The 18,563-nt window shown below is 68.4% G+C and carries 12 protein-coding genes; 10 read left to right on the top strand and 2 right to left on the bottom strand.

Features of this window, described 5'->3' with window-relative positions:
• Nucleotides 1–26: 26 nt before the first annotated feature.
• A complete protein-coding gene (gene nirB, locus D3H34_RS05785; protein ID WP_119552469.1) occupies nucleotides 27–2,546 on the bottom strand; it encodes a nitrite reductase large subunit NirB in 2,520 nt (839 codons plus the stop codon).
• A 472-nt stretch (nucleotides 2,547–3,018) separates the two neighbouring features.
• Between nirB and D3H34_RS05780 the strand changes: the two genes are divergently transcribed.
• From D3H34_RS05780 to D3H34_RS05760, 5 genes are all read left to right on the top strand, one after another.
• Complete coding sequence (locus D3H34_RS05780) at nucleotides 3,019–3,507, top strand: YbaK/EbsC family protein (RefSeq protein ID WP_056577405.1); 489 nt, start codon at nucleotides 3,019–3,021, stop codon at nucleotides 3,505–3,507.
• On the top strand, nucleotides 3,504–3,773 hold the full coding sequence (locus D3H34_RS05775) for a DUF1289 domain-containing protein (RefSeq protein WP_286185470.1): 270 nt from the start codon (nucleotides 3,504–3,506) through the stop codon (nucleotides 3,771–3,773). The genes D3H34_RS05780 and D3H34_RS05775 overlap by 4 nt, the downstream gene beginning before the upstream one ends.
• A complete protein-coding gene (locus D3H34_RS05770; RefSeq protein ID WP_119552468.1) occupies nucleotides 3,770–4,414 on the top strand; it encodes a 2-hydroxychromene-2-carboxylate isomerase in 645 nt (214 codons plus the stop codon). The genes D3H34_RS05775 and D3H34_RS05770 overlap by 4 nt, the downstream gene beginning before the upstream one ends.
• A 225-nt stretch (nucleotides 4,415–4,639) precedes the next feature.
• Nucleotides 4,640–6,334 carry an MFS transporter gene (locus tag D3H34_RS05765; protein WP_119552467.1) on the top strand — a complete coding sequence of 565 codons (1,695 nt, stop codon included), beginning with the start codon at nucleotides 4,640–4,642 and terminating at the stop codon, nucleotides 6,332–6,334.
• Between the two features lie 139 nt (nucleotides 6,335–6,473).
• The gene (locus tag D3H34_RS05760) at nucleotides 6,474–6,683 is read left to right on the top strand and encodes a hypothetical protein (protein ID WP_119552466.1); all 210 of its coding nucleotides are present in this window, start codon (nucleotides 6,474–6,476) and stop codon (nucleotides 6,681–6,683) included.
• A 15-nt stretch (nucleotides 6,684–6,698) separates the two neighbouring features.
• Here the strand turns inward: D3H34_RS05760 and D3H34_RS05755 are convergent, their stop codons facing one another.
• Nucleotides 6,699–7,829: an ABC transporter substrate-binding protein gene (locus D3H34_RS05755; RefSeq protein WP_119552465.1), complete on the bottom strand. Its 1,131-nt coding sequence runs from the start codon at nucleotides 7,827–7,829 to the stop codon at nucleotides 6,699–6,701.
• Between the two features lie 186 nt (nucleotides 7,830–8,015).
• Here D3H34_RS05755 and uvrA point away from each other — a divergent pair, with 186 nt between their 5' ends.
• The 5 genes from uvrA (at nucleotide 8,016) to D3H34_RS05730 (ending at nucleotide 18,530) form a co-directional block, all read left to right on the top strand.
• On the top strand, nucleotides 8,016–13,772 hold the full coding sequence (gene uvrA / locus D3H34_RS05750; protein WP_119552464.1) for an excinuclease ABC subunit UvrA: 5,757 nt from the start codon (nucleotides 8,016–8,018) through the stop codon (nucleotides 13,770–13,772).
• A 117-nt stretch (nucleotides 13,773–13,889) separates the two neighbouring features.
• Entirely contained in the window at nucleotides 13,890–14,939 is a 1,050-nt protein-coding gene (gene ocd / locus D3H34_RS05745) for an ornithine cyclodeaminase (protein ID WP_119552463.1), read from the top strand.
• Nucleotides 14,940–14,973: 34 nt separating this feature from the next.
• On the top strand, nucleotides 14,974–16,020 hold the full coding sequence (locus D3H34_RS05740) for a histone deacetylase family protein (protein ID WP_119552462.1): 1,047 nt from the start codon (nucleotides 14,974–14,976) through the stop codon (nucleotides 16,018–16,020).
• A 106-nt stretch (nucleotides 16,021–16,126) separates the two neighbouring features.
• Nucleotides 16,127–17,098, top strand: a complete 972-nt coding sequence (locus D3H34_RS05735; protein WP_434057679.1) for a Bug family tripartite tricarboxylate transporter substrate binding protein — start codon at nucleotides 16,127–16,129, stop codon at nucleotides 17,096–17,098.
• 235 nt (nucleotides 17,099–17,333) lie between these two features.
• Nucleotides 17,334–18,530, top strand: coding sequence for a porin (locus D3H34_RS05730; protein WP_119552461.1), 1,197 nt, complete (start codon nucleotides 17,334–17,336; stop codon nucleotides 18,528–18,530).
• The last annotated feature ends 33 nt before the right edge of the window (nucleotides 18,531–18,563 follow it).

Below are 18,563 nucleotides of genomic sequence, written 5' to 3'. Positions count from 1 at the left end.
CTCTGTGTTCTTCGGTGTGGTGTGCTTCAGGCCATGGAGGCTTCGCCGCGCTCCTGCACGCTGGCGGGGCGGATCTGTCCTCGCTCCTGAACGAAGACGATGTGCTCGTCGGGCTTCTCGCTGTTCACGAAGGAGCGGAAGCGCTGGCGCGTGGCGGGGTCGGTCACGGCGGTCTTCCATTCGCACTGGTAGGTGTCGACCACGTGCTGCATCTGGGCCTCGAGCTCGGCGCCCAGGCCCAGCGTGTCCTGCAGCAGCACGCCCTTGAGGTAGTCGAGGCCGCCCTCGAGGTTCTCGCGCCAGGTGCTGGTGCGCTGCAGGCGGTCGGCCGTGCGCACGTAGAACATCAGGAAGCGGTCGATCATGCGGATGAGGTCGACCTTGGAGAGGTCGCTCGCCAGCAGCTCGGCGTGGCGCGGCTTCATGCCGCCGTTGCCGCACACATAGAGGTTCCAGCCCTTGTCGGTGGCGATGATGCCCACGTCCTTGCCCTGCGCCTCGGCGCACTCGCGGGTGCAGCCGGATACGCCGAACTTGATCTTGTGCGGCGCGCGCAGGCCCTTGTAGCGGTTCTCCAGTTCGACGGCCAGGCCCACGCTGTCGTCCACGCCGTAACGGCACCAGGTGGAGCCCACGCAGCTCTTCACCGTGCGCAGCGACTTGCCGTAGGCATGGCCCGACTCGAAGCCGGCCGCGATGAGTTCTTCCCAGATGGACGGCAGCTGCTCCACGCGCGCACCGAACATGTCCACGCGCGCACCGCCGGTGATCTTGGTGTACAGGCCGTACTTCTTGGCCACCTGGCCCACGGCGATCAGGCCCTCGGGCGTGACCTCGCCGCCGGGCATGCGCGGCACGACGGAGTAGGTGCCGTCCTTCTGGATGTTGCCCAGGAAGTAGTCGTTGCTGTCCTGCAGGCCGGCCAGGTCTTTCTTGAGCACGAATTCGTTCCAGCACGAGGCGAAGATGCTCGCGGCCGTGGGCTTGCAGATGTCGCAGCCCAGGCCCTTGCCGTGCTTGGCGAGCAGGTCTGCGAAGCTGCGGATCTCGCCCACGCGGATGAGGTGGTACAGCTCCTGGCGCGAGTAGGGGAAGTGCTCGCACAGGTGGTTGTTCACGGCCATGCCGCGCTTGGCCATTTCCATCTTCATGACCTGCGTGACCAGCGGCACGCAGCCGCCGCAGGTGGCGCCGGCCTGGGTGCAGGCCTTCATCTCGGCGGGCGTGCACACGCCCTGGCCCACGGCTTCGCAGATCTGGCCCTTGGTGACGCTGTTGCACGAGCAGATCTGCGCGCTGTCGGGCAGGGCGTCCACGCCCAGGCCGGGCTTGGCCTTGCCGTCGCTCGAGGGCAGGATCAGGAACTCGGGCTCGTCGGGCAGCGCGATGCCGTTGAGCGCCAGTTGCAGCAGCGTGCCGTACTCGGCGGCGTCGCCGACCAGCACCGCGCCCAGCAGCTGCTTGCCGTCTTCGCTCACGACGATCTTCTTGTAGACCTGCTTGCGCTCGTCGATGTACTGATAGGCGCGCGACTTCGGCGTCTTGCCGTGCGCGTCGCCGATGCTGGCGACGTCCACGCCCATCAACTTGAGCTTGGTGCTCAGGTCGGCGCCGGTGAAGGCCGCGTCGGCCTGGCCGGCGATGTGCCGGGCGGCCACGCGCGCCATGTCGTAGCCCGGCGCGACGAGGCCGAAGGTCTGTTCGTTCCACGAGGCGCATTCGCCGATGGCGTAGACGTTGCGGTCGCTGGTGCGGCAATGGCTGTCGATGGCCACGCCACCGCGTGGGCCGACGGCCAGCAGGCATTGGCGCGCCAGCTCGTCGCGCGGGCGGATGCCGGCGGAGAACACGATCATGTCGGTCTCCAGGTGCGTGCCGTCGGCGAACACCATGCGGTGCCGCGCGCTTGCGCCGTCGGTGATCTCCACCGTGTTGCGGCCGGTGTGCACATGCAGGCCCAGCGCCTCGATGCTGCCGCGCAGCGCACGGCCCCCGCCTTCGTCGACCTGCACCGCCATCAGGCGCGGCGCGAACTCGACCACGTGCGTTTCCAGGCCCATGTCGCGCAGTGCCTTGGCGCATTCCAGGCCCAGCAGGCCGCCGCCCACCACCACGCCGCTGCGCGATTTGGCGCCGCAGGCCTTCATCGCATCGAGGTCCTCGATGGTGCGGTAGACGAAGCAGTTCGGCCGGTCGCGGCCCGGCACGGCCGGCACGAAGGGGTTGGAGCCGGTGGCCAGCACCAGCTTGTCGTAGGCGATCACCTCGCCGTCGGCCGTGGTGACGGTGTTGTTGCGCCGCTCGACGGCCACTGCGCGCGCGGCCAGGCGCAGCGTGAAGCCGCTGCGCTCGAAGAAGCCCGGCTCGACCAGCGACAGGTCGTCCGCCGTCTTGCCGGCGAAGTATTCGGACAGGTGCACCCGGTCGTAGGCCGGGCGGGGCTCTTCGCACAGCACGGTGACCTGTGCGTCCGGGAGGCCGAGCGTGTGGAGTTGCTCGAGGAACTTGTGGCCGACCATGCCGTGGCCGATGACTGCGATCTTCATTGGGGGTCCTGCACGCAACCGGCCCTGGAAGGCGCCCCCGCGGCCGCTGTCGGAACAGACAGCGTCGTTGGGGCCCCCGCGACGGAACGGATGCGAAATGGGTTGGAGCAGACGAACCGAGGGCGGGCGGCCTTCGGTGCGCTTGAACCCCGCCGTCGTTAGCGGAGGCACTGCGAACCCGCCGCAGGGGCCGGCGGGGTCGCCACCCTGTTCAGCAATAAGCGTGCCGCGTCCGAAAGCCCGTGTGGCGCCCGTGTCGCCGGGCTCATCGGCCGGTGGCGCACCGAAATCGGACCGGCGCCGGCGCGCCGCGCACGGGCGTCGTGCGCGGGTGCTCTCCGCATTGGTGCGCCGGGGCTGAAGGTCGCAAGAGGGCGGCGGCGCCGGGGCGCGGGGCTTTTCCGTATGCTCGGGGGCTGCAACGCGGGGCCCACGCCCCCACGAACACAAGAACCTCGCCCAGAACCCTGTCATGTGCGGCTCCGAACTCCATTCCCTTCCTGAAGGTGTCCAGCGCGTCTCCCGCGTGCTGCAGGACGCCGGCCATCCCCATGCGCCCCGCATGCTCGACGACGCCTGCCGCACCGCGCAGCAGGCCGCCGATGCGCTCGGCATCTCGGTCGGCCAGATCGCCAAGAGCATCATCTTCCGCCGCAAGAGCGACGAGGCGGCGGTGCTGGTCATCACCTCGGGCGACAAGCGGGTCGACGAGAAGAAGGTCGATGCCATCGTCGGCAAGACCGGCCGCGCCGACGCCGACTTCGTGAAGGCGCGCACCGGCTTCACCATCGGCGGCGTGTCGCCGGTGGGCCATGTGACGAAGCCTGTGGTGCTGATCGACCGCGAGCTGTTCCGCTTCGAGGAGATCTGGGCTGCCGCGGGCCATCCGCACGCCGTGTTCCAGTTGCACCCGAACGACCTGGAAAAGCTCACCGGCGCGCCGGTGGCCGACGTGGTGTGAACTTCGACGAAGCGAACGCCCTTGCCGAACGCGCCGGGACCGTGCAGCGCATGGACGGCGAGGTGCCGTCGCCATGCTCGTCGGTGTGCCGCATGGACCGCCTGAGCGGCTTCTGCGAAGGCTGCCTGCGCACCATTCCCGAGATCGCCGGCTGGAGCAAGATGGAAGACGAGACGCGGCGCCAGGTGTGGCGAGCGATCGAACTGCGGGCCCAGGCCGGCATCTGGCGCGTGCCCGAACCCACCACAGGAGACCACGACGCATGAAGCACATCGATTTCTACCTCGACTTCATTTCGCCCTACGCGCACCTCGCGTTCGAGCACCTGCCCGAGGCGCTCGAAGGCCTGAGCGTCAGCGTGGCCTACAAGCCGGTGCTGCTGGGCGCGCTGCTCAAGCACCACGGCCAGCTCGGCCCCGCTGAAATCCCTTCCAAGCGCAGCTGGACCTATCGCCACGTGCTGTGGCTGGGCCACGCGCACGGCCTCCCCATCGAGATGCCGGCCTCGCATCCGTACAACCCGCTGCCGCACCTGCGCCTGGCGGTGGCCACGAGCGACGACGGCAGCATCAGCCGCCTCGCGGCCGAGACGATCTTTCGCCACGTGTGGCGCGGCGGCGAAGAAGCGGGCGACGCCACGCGGCTGGCTGCGCTCACGGCGCAACTGCAACCGAAGCGCGATGTGAACGGCGACGAGAACAAGGCCCTGCTCAAGCGCAACACCGACGAGGCCGTGGCACAGGGCGTGTTCGGCGTGCCGTGCTACGTGGTCGACGGGCGCCTGTTCTGGGGCTTCGACGGCCTCGCGTTGCTGCGCGCTTACCTGCAGGGCGACGCCTGGTTCGACGGTCCGCAATGGACCGGTGCCGACCAGCGGCCTTCCTTGCTGCGCAGCAGCAAGAGCTGAGGCAAGGGATCAAGGTCTCTTGCTGCTTCGCAGCAAGGGCTGAGGACAAACCCGCGCAGGGTCTCCGTTTCTTACAAGCTGAAACGAGCAGCGCGGGTTTCACCCTAAACCGTAAGCGCCGGTTCAGTTTCGCGAAAGCCTCGGGTCAGTCGCGCCTCCAAGAATGCCTCACGGTCCCGAATGCCGGGAACCGACGAACGCATACATACACACCAGGAGACGACGATGGCAGCCACGCTAGATTCAAGGGGAGTGCCGCATCCGGCCCCCCGGCCCATGTCCGCCGAGGAGAAGAAGGTCATCTTCGCCTCCTCGCTCGGCACCGTGTTCGAGTGGTACGACTTCTACCTTTACGGTTCGCTCGCCGCGATCATCGCGAAGCAGTTCTTCAGCGGCCTGGATGCGGGCGCGGCCTTCATCTTCGCGCTGCTGGCGTTTGCCGCCGGCTTCCTGGTGCGTCCGTTCGGCGCCATCGTGTTCGGCCGCCTGGGCGACATGATCGGGCGCAAGTACACCTTCCTGGTGACGATCCTGATCATGGGCCTGTCGACGTTCATCGTCGGCCTCTTGCCCAGCTACGCGACCATCGGCGTCGCCGCGCCGGTGATCCTGATCGCGCTGCGCATGCTGCAGGGCCTGGCGCTGGGTGGTGAGTACGGCGGTGCGGCCACCTACGTGGCCGAGCACTCGCCGCACGGCAAGCGCGGTGCCTACACCTCGTGGATCCAGACCACGGCCACGCTCGGCCTGTTCCTGAGCCTGATCGTGATCCTGGGCGTGCGCACCTGGCTCGGCGAGCAGGTGTTCGGCGAGTGGGGCTGGCGCATTCCGTTCCTCGTGTCGATCCTGCTGCTGGGCATCTCGGTGTGGATCCGCCTCACGCTGAGCGAGTCGCCCGCCTTCCAGAAGATGAAGGCCGAGGGCAAGACCTCGAAGGCACCGCTCGCCGAATCCTTCGGCCAGTGGAAGAACCTGAAGATCGTGATCCTGGCGCTGATCGGCCTCACCGCCGGCCAGGCCGTGGTCTGGTACTCGGGCCAGTTCTATGCGCTGTTCTTCCTGACGCAGCAGCTCAAGGTCGATGCGACCACCGCCAACCTGATGATCGCCGCCGCGCTGCTGCTGGGCACGCCCTTCTTCGTGGTGTTCGGCACGCTGTCCGACAAGATCGGCCGCAAGCCGATCATCATGGCCGGCTGCCTGCTGGCCGTGGTCACGTACTTCCCGGTCTTCAAGATGCTGACCGAAGCCGCCAACCCCGACCTGGCCCGCGCGCAAGCCACGGCCGGCGTCACGGTGACGGCCGACCCGAAGACCTGCTCGTTCCAGGGCAACCCGGTGGCACGCGAGATCGACTTCAAGAGCTCCTGCGACATCGCCAAGCGCTACCTCGTGCAGAACTCTGTGAGCTACGAGAACGTGGCCGGCGCACCCGGCTCCGCCGCCGTGGTGAAGATCGGCGACAAGACCGTCGAGGCGCCCACCGGCGTGGTCGCGAACTCCAAGTTCGACGAAGCCAGCGTCAAGGCCATCGCCGCCTTCAAGAAGGGCGTGGCCGAAGACCTGAAGATCGCCGGCTACCCGGCCAAGGCCGATCCCGCCAAGATCAACAAGGTGCTGACCATCGTGCTGCTGTTCTGGCTGGTGCTGCTGGTGACCATGGTCTATGGCCCGATCGCCGCGATGCTGGTCGAGATGTTCCCCACGCGCATCCGCTACACCTCGATGAGCCTGCCGTACCACATCGGCAACGGCTGGTTCGGCGGCCTGCTGCCGACCACCGCCTTCGCCATCGTGGCCTCCACCGGCAACATGTACAACGGCCTGTGGTACCCGATCATCATCGCGGGCGTCACGCTGGTGATCGGCACGCTGTTCATCCGCGAGACCAAGGACGTGGACATCTACGCCAACGACTGATCCGTGGCGCACCAGGAGGGGGCCGCGCCGGCCACCCTCCGTTCAACAAAGAGGCTTCATGCCCGCGGCATGAGGCCTTTTTCTTGAACCTTGCGTATCCTCTTCTTCAGCCTCTTAACCTTCTCAGGAGACAGTACCCATGTGGAAAATCGTTGTCGGCTTCGTCATCTTCGCCGCCATTGCCCTGTATGTGATTTCGAAGGGCGGCGACAAGATCGACATGTCCGGCGAGAAGCACGGCGGCGACACGACGCACGCACCCGCCACGCCAGCACCGGCAGCCGCGCCGGCGGCCCCGGCCTCCGCTGCCGCCTCGGCACCGGCTGCCGCGGCTTCCGCCGCGAAGTAACGCAACCGGTTCGCGTCAGCGCTTGAAGCGGCCTTCGCTGATGATCGCGAGGTCCGCGAAGTCGATGCCGCTGTGGTCCTGCGGCGAGTAGCTCACCTCGAGTCCGCCGCCCAGGTCGTAGCCCTTGAGGCTCTCGAGCGCCGCGAGCACCTTGGCGCGCGTGGGCTTGGGGCCGGCGCGGCGCAGCGCTTCCACCAGCACCTTGGCCGAGGCGAAGCCCTCGAGCGCGGCCGGTGACAGCTCCGCCTGGCCCTTGGCCTTCGCGAGCGTCAGCGCCTCCTTCACCATCGGCTGGCCCAGCGAGCGCTCGCTGGGGAACACCTGCGTCACGATCACGCCGCGGCTGGCGTCGCCCAGCTGCTTGATGAAGCCCGACGAGGCGTTGTTCGACAGCGTCACCACCTGCGCCGCCGAGCCCGCGGCGCGCAGCGCCTTGATGCCGTCGACCACCGCCACGCCCGAGCCGATCCACACCACCGCCTGCGCGTCGGCTTTCTTGATGGCGGGCACGATGACGCTGTAGTCGGGCTTGTCGCGGTCGGCGGGAATGGTGGCGATCGGCGTGGCCTTGCCTTTGGTGAAGCCCGTCATCGCGCCCTGGAGCGCATCGGCGCCGAACGAGTCGGTCACGTGGACCACGGCGACGCGCGTGAGGCCGATGGTCAGCAGGTGCTGCACCGCCTTCTCGGCCTCGCGCTGGTAGGTGGCGCGCACGTTGAACACGTGCTTCTGCAGCGGCTTGTGCAGCACCATCGCACCGGTCGAGGGGCCGATCAGCGCCACCTCGTTCTTGTCCAGCCACGGAATGATGGCCTGCGAGTGCGGCGTGCCGCGGCTCATGAAGAGCGCGAGCACCTTCTTGTCCTCGATCAGCACGCGCGCGTTCTCGCCGGCGCGCTTGACGTCGAAGGCGTCGTCCATGCGGATCACCTCGATCTTCTCGCCGTGGACGCCGCCCTGGGCATTGGCCGCGTCGATCACCAGTTGCGCGCCGCCGATGGTCTCGTTCACGCTGGCCGCCACCGAGCCGGTCATGCCGGCAGTCTGGCCGATCACGATCTGGGCGGAGGCGCCCGTGGCACACAGCGCCAGCAGGGCGGCCACGGCGAGGGCGTGCCGCGAACCTGCCACTTTCTTCTTCGTCATGAAAGCCTTTCGGCGCCTTCCGCAGACGCGCTGAACAATTGTGAAAAATAAACGTCGCATTTGTTACTCAAAGTGTCTAAATTGCCATCCAGACAAACCCCTGCGCGGGCGCCGCCCATGCGCCGGGGTGGGGCGAAGCGTCACGGAGCACTCCCTAGAATGTTTGCCCCACCCCTCAAGGCACTCATGACACAGGGCTCCATCCGGATTCGCGGCGCGCGCCAGCACAACCTCCAGAACCTCGACCTCGACATCCGCACCGGCGAGATGACCGTGGTCACCGGGCCGAGCGGCTCGGGCAAGTCCAGTCTCGTTTTCGACACCCTCTACGCCGAAGGCCAGCGGCGCTATGTGGAGACCTTCTCCGCCTACGCGCGCCAGTTCCTTGACCGCATGGACAAGCCCGCCGTCGACAAGGTGGAGGGCGTGCCGCCCGCCATCGCCATCGACCAGACCAACCCGGTGCGCTCCTCGCGCTCCACGGTCGGCACGATGACCGAGCTGAACGACCACCTGAAGCTGCTCTTCGCGCGCGCGGCCAGCCTGTTCGACCGCGAGACCGCGCTGCCGGTGCGCCACGACTCGCCCGACAGCATCTACGCGCAGATCGTCGAGCGCGCGGCGGCGGCGGGCGATCCGCGCCTTGTGGTCACCTTCCCGGTCGAGCTGCCCGCGAGCACCACGGCGGAAGAAGTGACGCAGTGGCTGTCGGCCAGCGGCTTCACGCGCGTGCAGGCCGAGCGCGAGGTGGCCACGCCCACCGGTCCGCGCAAGGTGCTCGACGTGGTGGCCGACCGCTTCCGCGCGTCGAGCGCCGAGCGCTCGCGCGTGGTGGAGGCGATCGAGGTGGCGCTCAAGCGCGGCAGCGGGCGGGTCACCGTGCATGCGACCGGCGCTGATGAAAATGCGCCGACCGACGTGTGGAAGTTCTCCACCGGCCTGCACTGCCCTGAAAGCGACATCCGCTACACCGACCCCATCCCGTCGATGTTCTCGTTCAACTCGGCGGTGGGTGCCTGCGACACCTGCCGGGGCTTCGGCCGCGTGATCGGCGTCGACCTGGGGCTCGTGATTCCGAACGACAAGCTCACGCTGCGCGCCGGCGCCATCAAGACCATCCAGACGCCCGCCTGGAAAGAGGCGCAGGACGACCTCATGCGCCACGCCGAAGCGGCTGGCATTCCGCGCGACACGCCGTGGAACAAGCTCACCGACGAGCAGAAGCACTGGGTGATCGAGGGCACGCCCAACTACAAGGAAGGCAACTGGAACAAGCAGTGGTACGGCGTGCGCCGCTTCTTCGGCTACCTGGAGAGCAAGGCCTACAAGATGCACATCCGCGTGCTCTTGTCGAAGTACCGCAGCTACACGCCGTGCCCCGTCTGCAGCGGCGCGCGCCTGAAGCTTGACCCGCTGCTGTGGCGCATCGGCAGCAAGGACGACGCCGACGCCGTGCTCGAACCCGCCAGACGCTTCATGCCGACCGGCGTGAAGTGGACGCGCGCGCAGCTCGAGGCGCTGCCGGGCCTGTGCCTGCACGACCTGATGCTGCTGCCCATCGAGCGGCTGCGCAAGTTCTTCGATCGCGTCGAGCACCACGGCAACGGCACGCCCGCCAGCGAGGGCGAGGCGCAGGCATTGAAGCTGCTGTTCGAGGAAATCACCACCCGCCTGCGCTACCTGCACGACGTGGGCATCGGCTACCTCACGCTCGACCGCCAGAGCCGCACGCTCAGCGGCGGCGAGGTGCAGCGCATCAACCTCACCACAGCGCTGGGCACCTCGCTGGTGAACACGCTGTTCGTGCTCGACGAGCCCAGCATCGGCCTGCACCCGCGCGACATGAACCGCATCACCGAGGCCATGCTGCGCCTGCGCGATGCCGGCAACACGCTGGTGGTGGTCGAGCACGACCCCGCCGTGATGCTGGCCGCCGACCGCGTGATCGACATGGGCCCCGGCCCCGGCGCGCGCGGCGGGCAGATCGTGTTCGACGGCGGCACCGACCACCTGCGCGACGCCGACACGCTCACCGGCCAGTACCTGGGCGGGCGCAAGAAGATCGGCATGGGCTTCAAGCGGCTCGTGAGCGAGAACACGCACCGGCTCATCCTCGAAGGCGTGCGCGAGCACAACCTGAAGAACATCACGGTCGACTTTCCGCTCGCGCGCCTCGTGTGCGTGACCGGCGTGAGCGGCTCGGGCAAATCGACGCTCATCCAGGACGTGCTGGCGCCCGCGCTCATGCGTCACTTCGGCAAGGCCACCGAGACGCCGGGCGCGCACGACCGCATGCTCGGCGCCGATCACCTGGGCGACGTGGTCTTCGTCGACCAGTCGCCCATCGGCAAGACCGCGCGTTCCAACCCCGCGAGCTACGTGGGCGCATGGGACGCCATCCGCGAGATCTTCGCCACCGCGCCGCTGTCGCGCCAGCGTGGCTACACCGCGAGCAAGTTCAGCTTCAACTCGGGCGACGGGCGTTGCCCCACCTGCGGCGGCTCGGGCTTCGAGCACGTGGAGATGCAGTTCCTGTCGGACGTGTACCTGCGCTGCCCCGACTGCGACGGCAAGCGCTACCGGCCCGAAATTCTCGAAGTGAAGATCGTGCGCAAGGATGCGAGCTACAACGTGGCCGATATCCTGGAGCTCACCGTGGCCGAAGCCGCGGCGCTGTTCGACGCCGACCGCGAGGTGGTGCGCGTGCTGCAGCCCATCGTCGACGTGGGCCTGGACTACGTGAAGCTCGGCCAGCCCGTGCCCACGCTCTCGGGCGGCGAGGCGCAGCGCCTGAAGCTTGCCGGCTTCCTGGCCGAGGCCGCCAAGAACGCCACCGCCAGCAGGCAGTCGGTGGCCCGCAAGGGCACGCTGTTCCTGTTCGACGAGCCGACCACCGGCCTGCACTTCGACGACATCGCGCGGCTCATGCGCGCACTGCGCAAGCTGCTCGACGCGGGCCATTCGCTGATCGTCATCGAGCACAACCTAGACGTGATCCGCGCCAGCGACTGGCTCATCGACCTCGGCCCCGAAGGCGGCGACGCCGGCGGCCAGGTGGTGGCCGAGGGCACGCCCGAGCAGCTGCGCGAGAACCGCGCCTCGCTCACCGGCGCGGCGCTGGCCGACTACGAACTCGCCATCGGCCCCGGCGCCTACAAGGTGGCCGAGCGCGCCGCGCGGCGCTACATCGCCAACGCGCAGAAAGAAAAGGCACCGGGCGCCGACGCGGTGCAGATCGTCAATGCGCGTGAGCACAACCTGAAGAACCTCAGCGTCGACATTCCGCGCGGCAAGTTCAGCGTGGTGACGGGCGTGAGCGGCTCGGGCAAGTCGACGCTCGCGTTCGACATTCTTTTCAACGAAGGCCAGCGCCGGTACCTCGAATCGCTCAACGCCTATGCGCGCAGCATCGTGCAGCCCGCGGGCCGGCCCGAGGTGGACGCGGTGTATGGCATTCCGCCGACCGTGGCCATCGAGCAGCGCCTGTCGCGCGGCGGCCGCAAGAGCACGGTGGGCACCACCACCGAGGTCTGGCACTTCCTGCGCCTGCTGTACGTGAAGCTGGGCATCCAGCACTGCGTGCACGACGGCGCCGCCGTGCAGCCGCAGACGCCCGACAGCATCGCCGCGCAGCTCATGCGCAACTTCAAGGGCCAGCACATCGGCCTGCTCGCGCCGCTGGTGAGCAACCGCAAGGGCGTGTACACCGAGCTGGCCGACTGGGCGCGCCCGCGCGGCTTCACGCACCTGCGCGTGGACGGCGACTTCCTGCCGACCACGGGCTTCCCGCGCATCGACCGCTTCAAGGAACACAGCATCGAGCTGCCCGTGGCCAGCCTCGACGTGCTGCCTTCGCAGGAGAACGAACTGCGCGCGGCGCTCACCAAGGCGCTGGAGCACGGCAAGGGCGTGGTGCATGTGCTGAGCGAACTCGACGGCCTGCGCGCCGCGATGATGGCCGGCGTGTCCGCCGCGGGCATCGGGCGCGTGAGCGTGTTCTCGACGCTGCGCGCCTGCCCGGTGTGCAGCACCAGCTACGCCGAGCTTGACCCGCGCCTGTTCAGCTACAACAGCAAGCACGGCTGGTGCCCCGACTGCGTGGGCACGGGCGTGAAGCTGAGCAAGGACCAGCGCAAGGTCTTCGACGACTCGATCCGCGACGACGACAACAAGGGCCGTGAACAGACCTTCGCGGAACCCGAGATCGAAGACCTCGCCGACGTGGTGTGCCCGACCTGCGAGGGCACGCGCCTGAACGCCACCGCGCGCGCCGTGGGCTTCGGCACCGCGGCCGACGGCTCGGGTGGCATCGGCATCACGCAGCTCGCGCGCATGAGCGTCACCGAGGTGCGCCAGTGGTTCGAAGGGCTGGTGCTCAACGGCCGCGAAGCCGAGATCGCGCGCGACCTCGTGCCCGAGATCAGGAGCCGCCTCGAATTCCTCGAAGAAGTGGGCCTGGGCTACCTCACGCTCGACCGTGGCGCGCCCACGCTGAGCGGCGGCGAAGCGCAGCGCATCCGCCTGGCGGCGCAGCTGGGCAGCAACCTGCAGGGCGTGTGCTACGTGCTCGACGAGCCGACCATCGGCCTGCATGCGCGCGACAACCAGATCCTGCTGAACGCGCTGCACAAGCTCGGCGAGAAGGGCAACACACTGGTGGTGGTGGAGCACGACGAAGACACCATCCGCCGCGCCGACCACATCATCGACATCGGCCCCAGCGCCGGCAAGCGCGGTGGCCGCCTCGTGGCCGAGGGCTCCGTGGCCGACATCCAGAAGGCCGGCGATTCGCAGACCGGCCGCTACCTGCGCGACGCCATCCGGCACCCGCTGCAGGCCCGCCGCCCGATTCCCTCGCCCGACCCGAAGGCGGAGGACAGCGGCAACTGGCTCACGGTGCACGGCGCCGACCTGCACAACCTGCAGGACGTGACCGCCACGCTGCCGCTGCATCGCCTCGTGGTGGTCACCGGCGTCAGCGGCTCGGGCAAGTCCACGCTCGCGCGCGACGTGCTGCTGGCCAGCGTGCAGGGCATCGTCGTGCAGCGCATGACCAAGGCCGGCCGCGATGCCGATGCCGCGGGCAAGCGCCCGGCGTGGGTCGGCTGCCGCGGTGTCGACGGCTACGAGGTCATCGACCGCGTGCTCGAGGTCGACCAGACGCCGATCGGCAAGACGCCGCGCAGCTGCCCGGCCACCTACATCGGCTTCTGGGACACCATCCGCAAGCTCTTTGCCGACACGCTCGAAGCCAAGGCGCGCGGCTACGGCCCGGCGCGCTTCAGCTTCAACACCGGCGAAGGCCGCTGCCCGGGCTGCGACGGCGCGGGCGTGCGCACCATCGAGATGAGCTTCCTGCCCGACGTGAAGGTGCCTTGCGAGGTCTGCCACGGCGCGCGCTTCAACCCCGAGACGCTGGCCGTGAGCTGGCGCGGCAAGAGCATCGGCGACGTGCTGAAGATGGAAGTCGACGAGGCGGTGGAGTTCTTCGCCAGCATGCCCAACATCGCGCATCCGCTGCAGCTGCTGAAGGACGTGGGCCTGGGCTACCTCACGCTGGGGCAGCCGTCGCCCACGCTGTCGGGCGGCGAGGCGCAGCGCATCAAGCTGGTGACCGAACTGAGCAAGGTACGCGACGACATCACCCGCCGCGGCCAGAAGCCGCCGCACACGCTGTACGTGCTCGACGAGCCGACCGTGGGCCTGCACATGGCCGACGTCGAGAAGCTGATCCACGTGCTGCACCGGCTGGTGAACGGCGGCCATAGCGTGGTGGTGATCGAGCACGACCTCGACCTGATCGCCGAGGCCGACTGGATCCTCGACCTCGGGCCCGAGGGCGGCAACGCCGGCGGGCGCATCGTCGCCGCGGCGCCGCCGGAGGAGGTGGTGCGCTTGGCTACCCATACCGGCGTAGCTCTAAAGGCCGTGTTGGCACGTTGACGCGCACAGGCGCACAATGGCTCGAACCCTTGGCGCAGGCGCATCCTGAATCAGCCATGGTGGAGTAAACATGTGAGGGGATGAAGCGCCGTGCCGGGCTACGCAAGGAGCCATGTCATGACCCGCTTCATCGATGTTCACAGCCTGGTTCGCCTGGTGGATGAGACCGGCGTCCCGGAATTCCTCGTCACGCTGGCCGACGCGTTGCGCGACGACTTCCTGCGCTGGCGTGAGTTCGACAAGAAGGCGCGCGTGGCCAGCCATTCGCACCTGGGCGTGATCGAGCTGATGCCGGTGGCCGACGACGGCGCCTACGCCTTCAAGTACGTCAACGGCCATCCGCACAACACGCAGGTCGGCCTGCCCACGGTCATGGCCTTCGGCGTGCTGGCCGAAGTCGACACGGGCTACCCGGTGCTCCTGTCCGAACTCACGCTCACCACCGCGCTGCGCACGGCGGCCACCTCAGCCATGGCTGCCAAGGCGCTGGCGCGGCCCGATGCGCGCAGCCTGGCGATCATCGGCAACGGCTCGCAAAGCGAGTTCCAGGCACTGGCCTTCCATGCGTTGCTGGGCATCCAGCAGGTGCGCGTGTTCGACATCGACCCGCACGCCACCGACAAGCTGGTGCGCCACCTCGCGGCCTGCACGTCGATGGAGATCATTCGCGCCGGCTCCACCGCCGAGGCGGTGCGCGGCGCCGACATCGTGACCACCGTCACCGCCTACCAGGGCCATGCGACCGTGCTCACGCCCGAGATGATCGAGCCGGGCATGCACATCAACGCCGTGGGCGGCGATTCGCCCGGCAAGACCGAGCTGCATCCCGACGTGCTGCGCGGCGCGCGCGTGTTCGTCGAGTACGAGCCGCAGACCCGGATCGAGGGCGAGATCCAGCAGCTGACGCCCGACTTCCCGGTGCACGAGCTGTGGCGCGTGCTGCTGGGCGAAGTGCCGGGGCGCGAGCGGGCGGAGCAGGTCACGGTGTTCGACTCGGTCGGCTTCGCGCTGGAGGACTACACGGCGCTGCGCTGCATCCAGCAGCTGGCGCTGGAGCGCGGCGTGGGCCGGCAGATCGCGTTGGTGCCCGAGCTCGACGACCCGAAGGACCTGTTCGGTCTCACCGCCTCGGGGCGGCGCCGGGCGGTGCTGCGGCGTGCGGCATGATGGCAGGCCCTGTCGTCACGCTTTTCGCTGCTTCATGCTCACCATCTACAACGACCAGCACGCACTGCACCAAGGCAAAGTCGAAATGTTCCGGGGCGAACTGGTGCCCTGCTTCGAGGTGCCCGCCCGCGTCGATCACGTGAGGCACGCGCTCGAGCAGCGCGGCCTCGGCCCGCTGCAGTCACCCGACGCATTCGACGACGCGCTGCTGGCAAAGGTGCACACGCCGCGTTACCTCGACTTCATCGCGCATGCGTGGGACGAGTGGGTGGCGCTCGATCCGGCCAATGCCACGCGCGACGCGCTGCCGTCGTACTGGCCCACGCGCGGCATGCGCACCGACGTGCTGCCCAGGAGCTTTCCGGCGCGCATGGGCCTGTTCTCGTTCGATGCGGGCACGCCGCTGATGGCCGGCAGCTGGGCCGCCGCGCGCCACGGCGCGGCGTGTGCGTGGACTGCGGCGCAGCGCGTCATCGGTGGCCAGCGCAGCGCCTTCGCGCTCACGCGGCCGCCGGGTCACCACGCGGGCGCCGATTTCTTCGGTGGCTACTGCTTCATCAACAACGCTGCCGTCGCCGCACAGGCGCTGCGCGACGCGGGCGTGGAACGCGTGGCCGTGCTCGACGTCGACTACCACCACGGCAACGGCACGCAGGCCATCTTCTACGAACGCAGCGACGTGCACTTCGCCAGCCTGCACGGCGACCCGTTCACCGACTACCCCTACTACCTGGGCCATGCCGACGAGCGCGGCGCGGGTGCGGGCGAGGGCTTCAACCACAACCTGCCGCTGCCGCGCGGCACCGGCTTCGCGGCCTGGCGCGCGGCGCTCCAGACCGCGCTCGACGGCATCGCGAAGGTCAAGGCCGGTGCGCTCGTGGTTTCGCTGGGTGTCGACACCTTCGAGGGCGACCCGATCTCCGGCTTCAAGCTGCGAAGCGACGACTACCTGCGCATGGGCGAGGACCTCGCGCGCGCGGGCCTGCCGACGGTGTTCGTGTTCGAGGGCGGCTACGCGGTCGCCGAGGTGGGTGTGAACGCGGTCAACGTTCTCGAGGGCTTCGCGCAGGCCGCAGGCTGAAAGCGGCGTTCCGCAGGCGACAGCAGTCGGGTGAGCCCCGATTGCTGCACGGGGCGGGGCAGGGCCCAATGCGCGGCTCGATCCACGCTTCAGGAGCCTTTCCGCCATGTTGTTCCGCCGTTCCCTTCTCCGTGCCGCCACGCTGGCCGCCTGCGGCCTCGCCGCGCCGATGGCGGTGTTCGCACAGGCCTTTCCCGCGAAGCCCATCAAGCTCGTGATCGCGTTCCCCGCCGGCGGCCCGACCGACATCACCATGCGTCAGCTGGCCGACAACGCCAGCAAGATCCTTGGCCAGCCCGTGATCGTCGACAACAAGCCCGGCGCCGGCGGCACGCTGCCCGCGCAGGCGCTGCAGACCGCGCAGCCCGACGGCTACACCGTCGCGCAGATTCCGCTGGGCGTGTTCCGCCTGGGCTACACCACCAAGATCAACTGGGACCCGCTCAAGGACATCACCTACGTGCTGAACGTCACCGGCTATGCCTTCGGCATCGTCGTGCCGGCCGACAGCCCCTTCAAGACCTGGGCCGACTTCGTCGCCTACGCCAAGGCCAACCCCGGCAAGCTCACCTACGGCTCGACCGGCAACCTCACCAGCCCGCACCTCACGACCGAGATCGTGGCGCAGAAGGCCGGCATCACGCTGCAGCACGTGCCCTACAAGGGCAGCGCTGATCTGATGCTCGCGGTGGTCAGCGGCCAGCTCATGGCCGCGGCCGACAGCACCGGCTTCGCGCCGCAGGTCGAGGCCGGCAAGCTGCGCGTGCTCAACACCTGGGGCGAGAAGCGATTGGCCAAGTTCCCCGACGCGCCCACGCTGAAGGAGCTGGGCTACGACGTGGTGCAGAACTCGCCCTTCGGCATCGGCGCGCCCAAGGGCACGCCGCCCGAGGTCGTGAAGAAGCTGCACGACGCCTTCAAGCAGGCGATGGAAGAGCCCAGCTACGTGGCCTCGCTCGGCCGCTACGACATGCTGCCCAACTACATGAGCTCGGCCACGTACACCAAGTTCGCGCAGGACACGGTGGTGCGCGAGAAGGTGATCATCGACAAACTGGGGCTGGCGAAGGAGAAGTGAGGGCCGGCCGACAGGCGCGGAAGGGGTGGGGCGCGAGCGGCGCCTACCCCGATTTGCGATGGGTGTCCCGAACTCACCCCCTATGCCCCTCTGTAATCTAGGCGTTAACCCTATGTAATCTTTTTGTCTTCCAGCACGGGAAAACTCGGACCCAGTCTCGCGGCGGCATCGCCCGGACGTCCCACTGTCGCGCCCGGTTTCGGCGCAGCGGCTTTCCCCTCCTGGAGTGACACAAATGAAAAAATCCCTGCTTGTTCTGGCTGCCATGGCGGCCTGCGGCGCCGCGTCGGCGCAATCGACCGTGACCCTGTTCGGCGTGGTCGATGCCGCCTACCGCAACGTGTCGAACAAGAGCGTCTCGACCAACCCCTTCACGCCCGGCCTCAGCGTGAAGGCCAGCCGCACCGAGCTGGCCAACTCGGGCCTGAGCTCGAGCCGCCTCGGCTTTCGCGGCGTGGAAGACCTGGGCGGCGGCCTGTCGGCCAGCTTCTGGCTCGAAGCCCCCATCACCAACGACGACGGCGCCACCGGCGTGTCGAACTTCACCCGCCGCTCGACGGTGAGCCTGGCAGGCAGCTTCGGCGAACTGCGCCTGGGCCGCGACAAGACCGCGACGGTGATGAACGAAGAGCAGTTCGATCCGTTCGGCGACACCGGCATCGGCGGCTCGCTGATCATCGACGCCAACGAAGCCACCGTGTCGGGCAGCGGCTACGGCAGCAACGGCACCTACAAGCGCGCCAGCAACATGGTGCAGTACTTCCTGCCGCGCCTGGGCGGCCTGTACGGCAACGTGGCCTACGGCCTGGCCGAGCAGACGCGCCTGTCGCCGGACACCGCAGCCAGCACGAACACCGGCCGCCACATCGGCGGGCGCCTGGGCTACACGACGGGCCCGTTCGACATCGCCGCCAGCTACGCGCAGAACGACACCAGCTTCACGTCCGGCAGCGGCGCCGCCGCCGTGGCACGCCCGGGCAAGATCAAGATCTTCAACCTCGGCGCGACCTACGACTTCGGCGTGGCCAAGCTGTTCGGTGAAATCTCGCGTTCGAAGGACGAGCGCAACGCACTGAACATCTTCACGCCAGGCCAGGACGTGGACCTCACCGGCTACCTGCTGGGCGTGACCGTGCCGATCGGCCCGGGCGTGATCCGCGCGTCGTATTCGCAGGTCAAGTACGACTTCAACCGCGTGCCGGTCTTCGGCGTGAACAACGCCGACCCGAAGGCCAGCAAGCTCGCGCTGGGCTACGTGCACAACCTGTCCAAGCGCACTGCGCTGTACGGCACGGTCGCGCGCGTCAGCAACAAGAACGGCGCGGGACTCACGGTGGGCGCAGGCCCGTCGTACCCCACCACGTTCAACCGCTCGGCGCTGCAGGCCAAGAGCTCGATGGGCTACGAGTTCGGCATCCGCCACACGTTCTGATGTTCTGACTGACGGGTCGCGCGCCGCGCGACC

The organism is Acidovorax cavernicola (genome assembly GCF_003581445.1).
The sequence above is the reverse complement of the archived record's forward strand: the minus strand, read 5'-3'. Positions and strand labels throughout refer to the sequence as shown.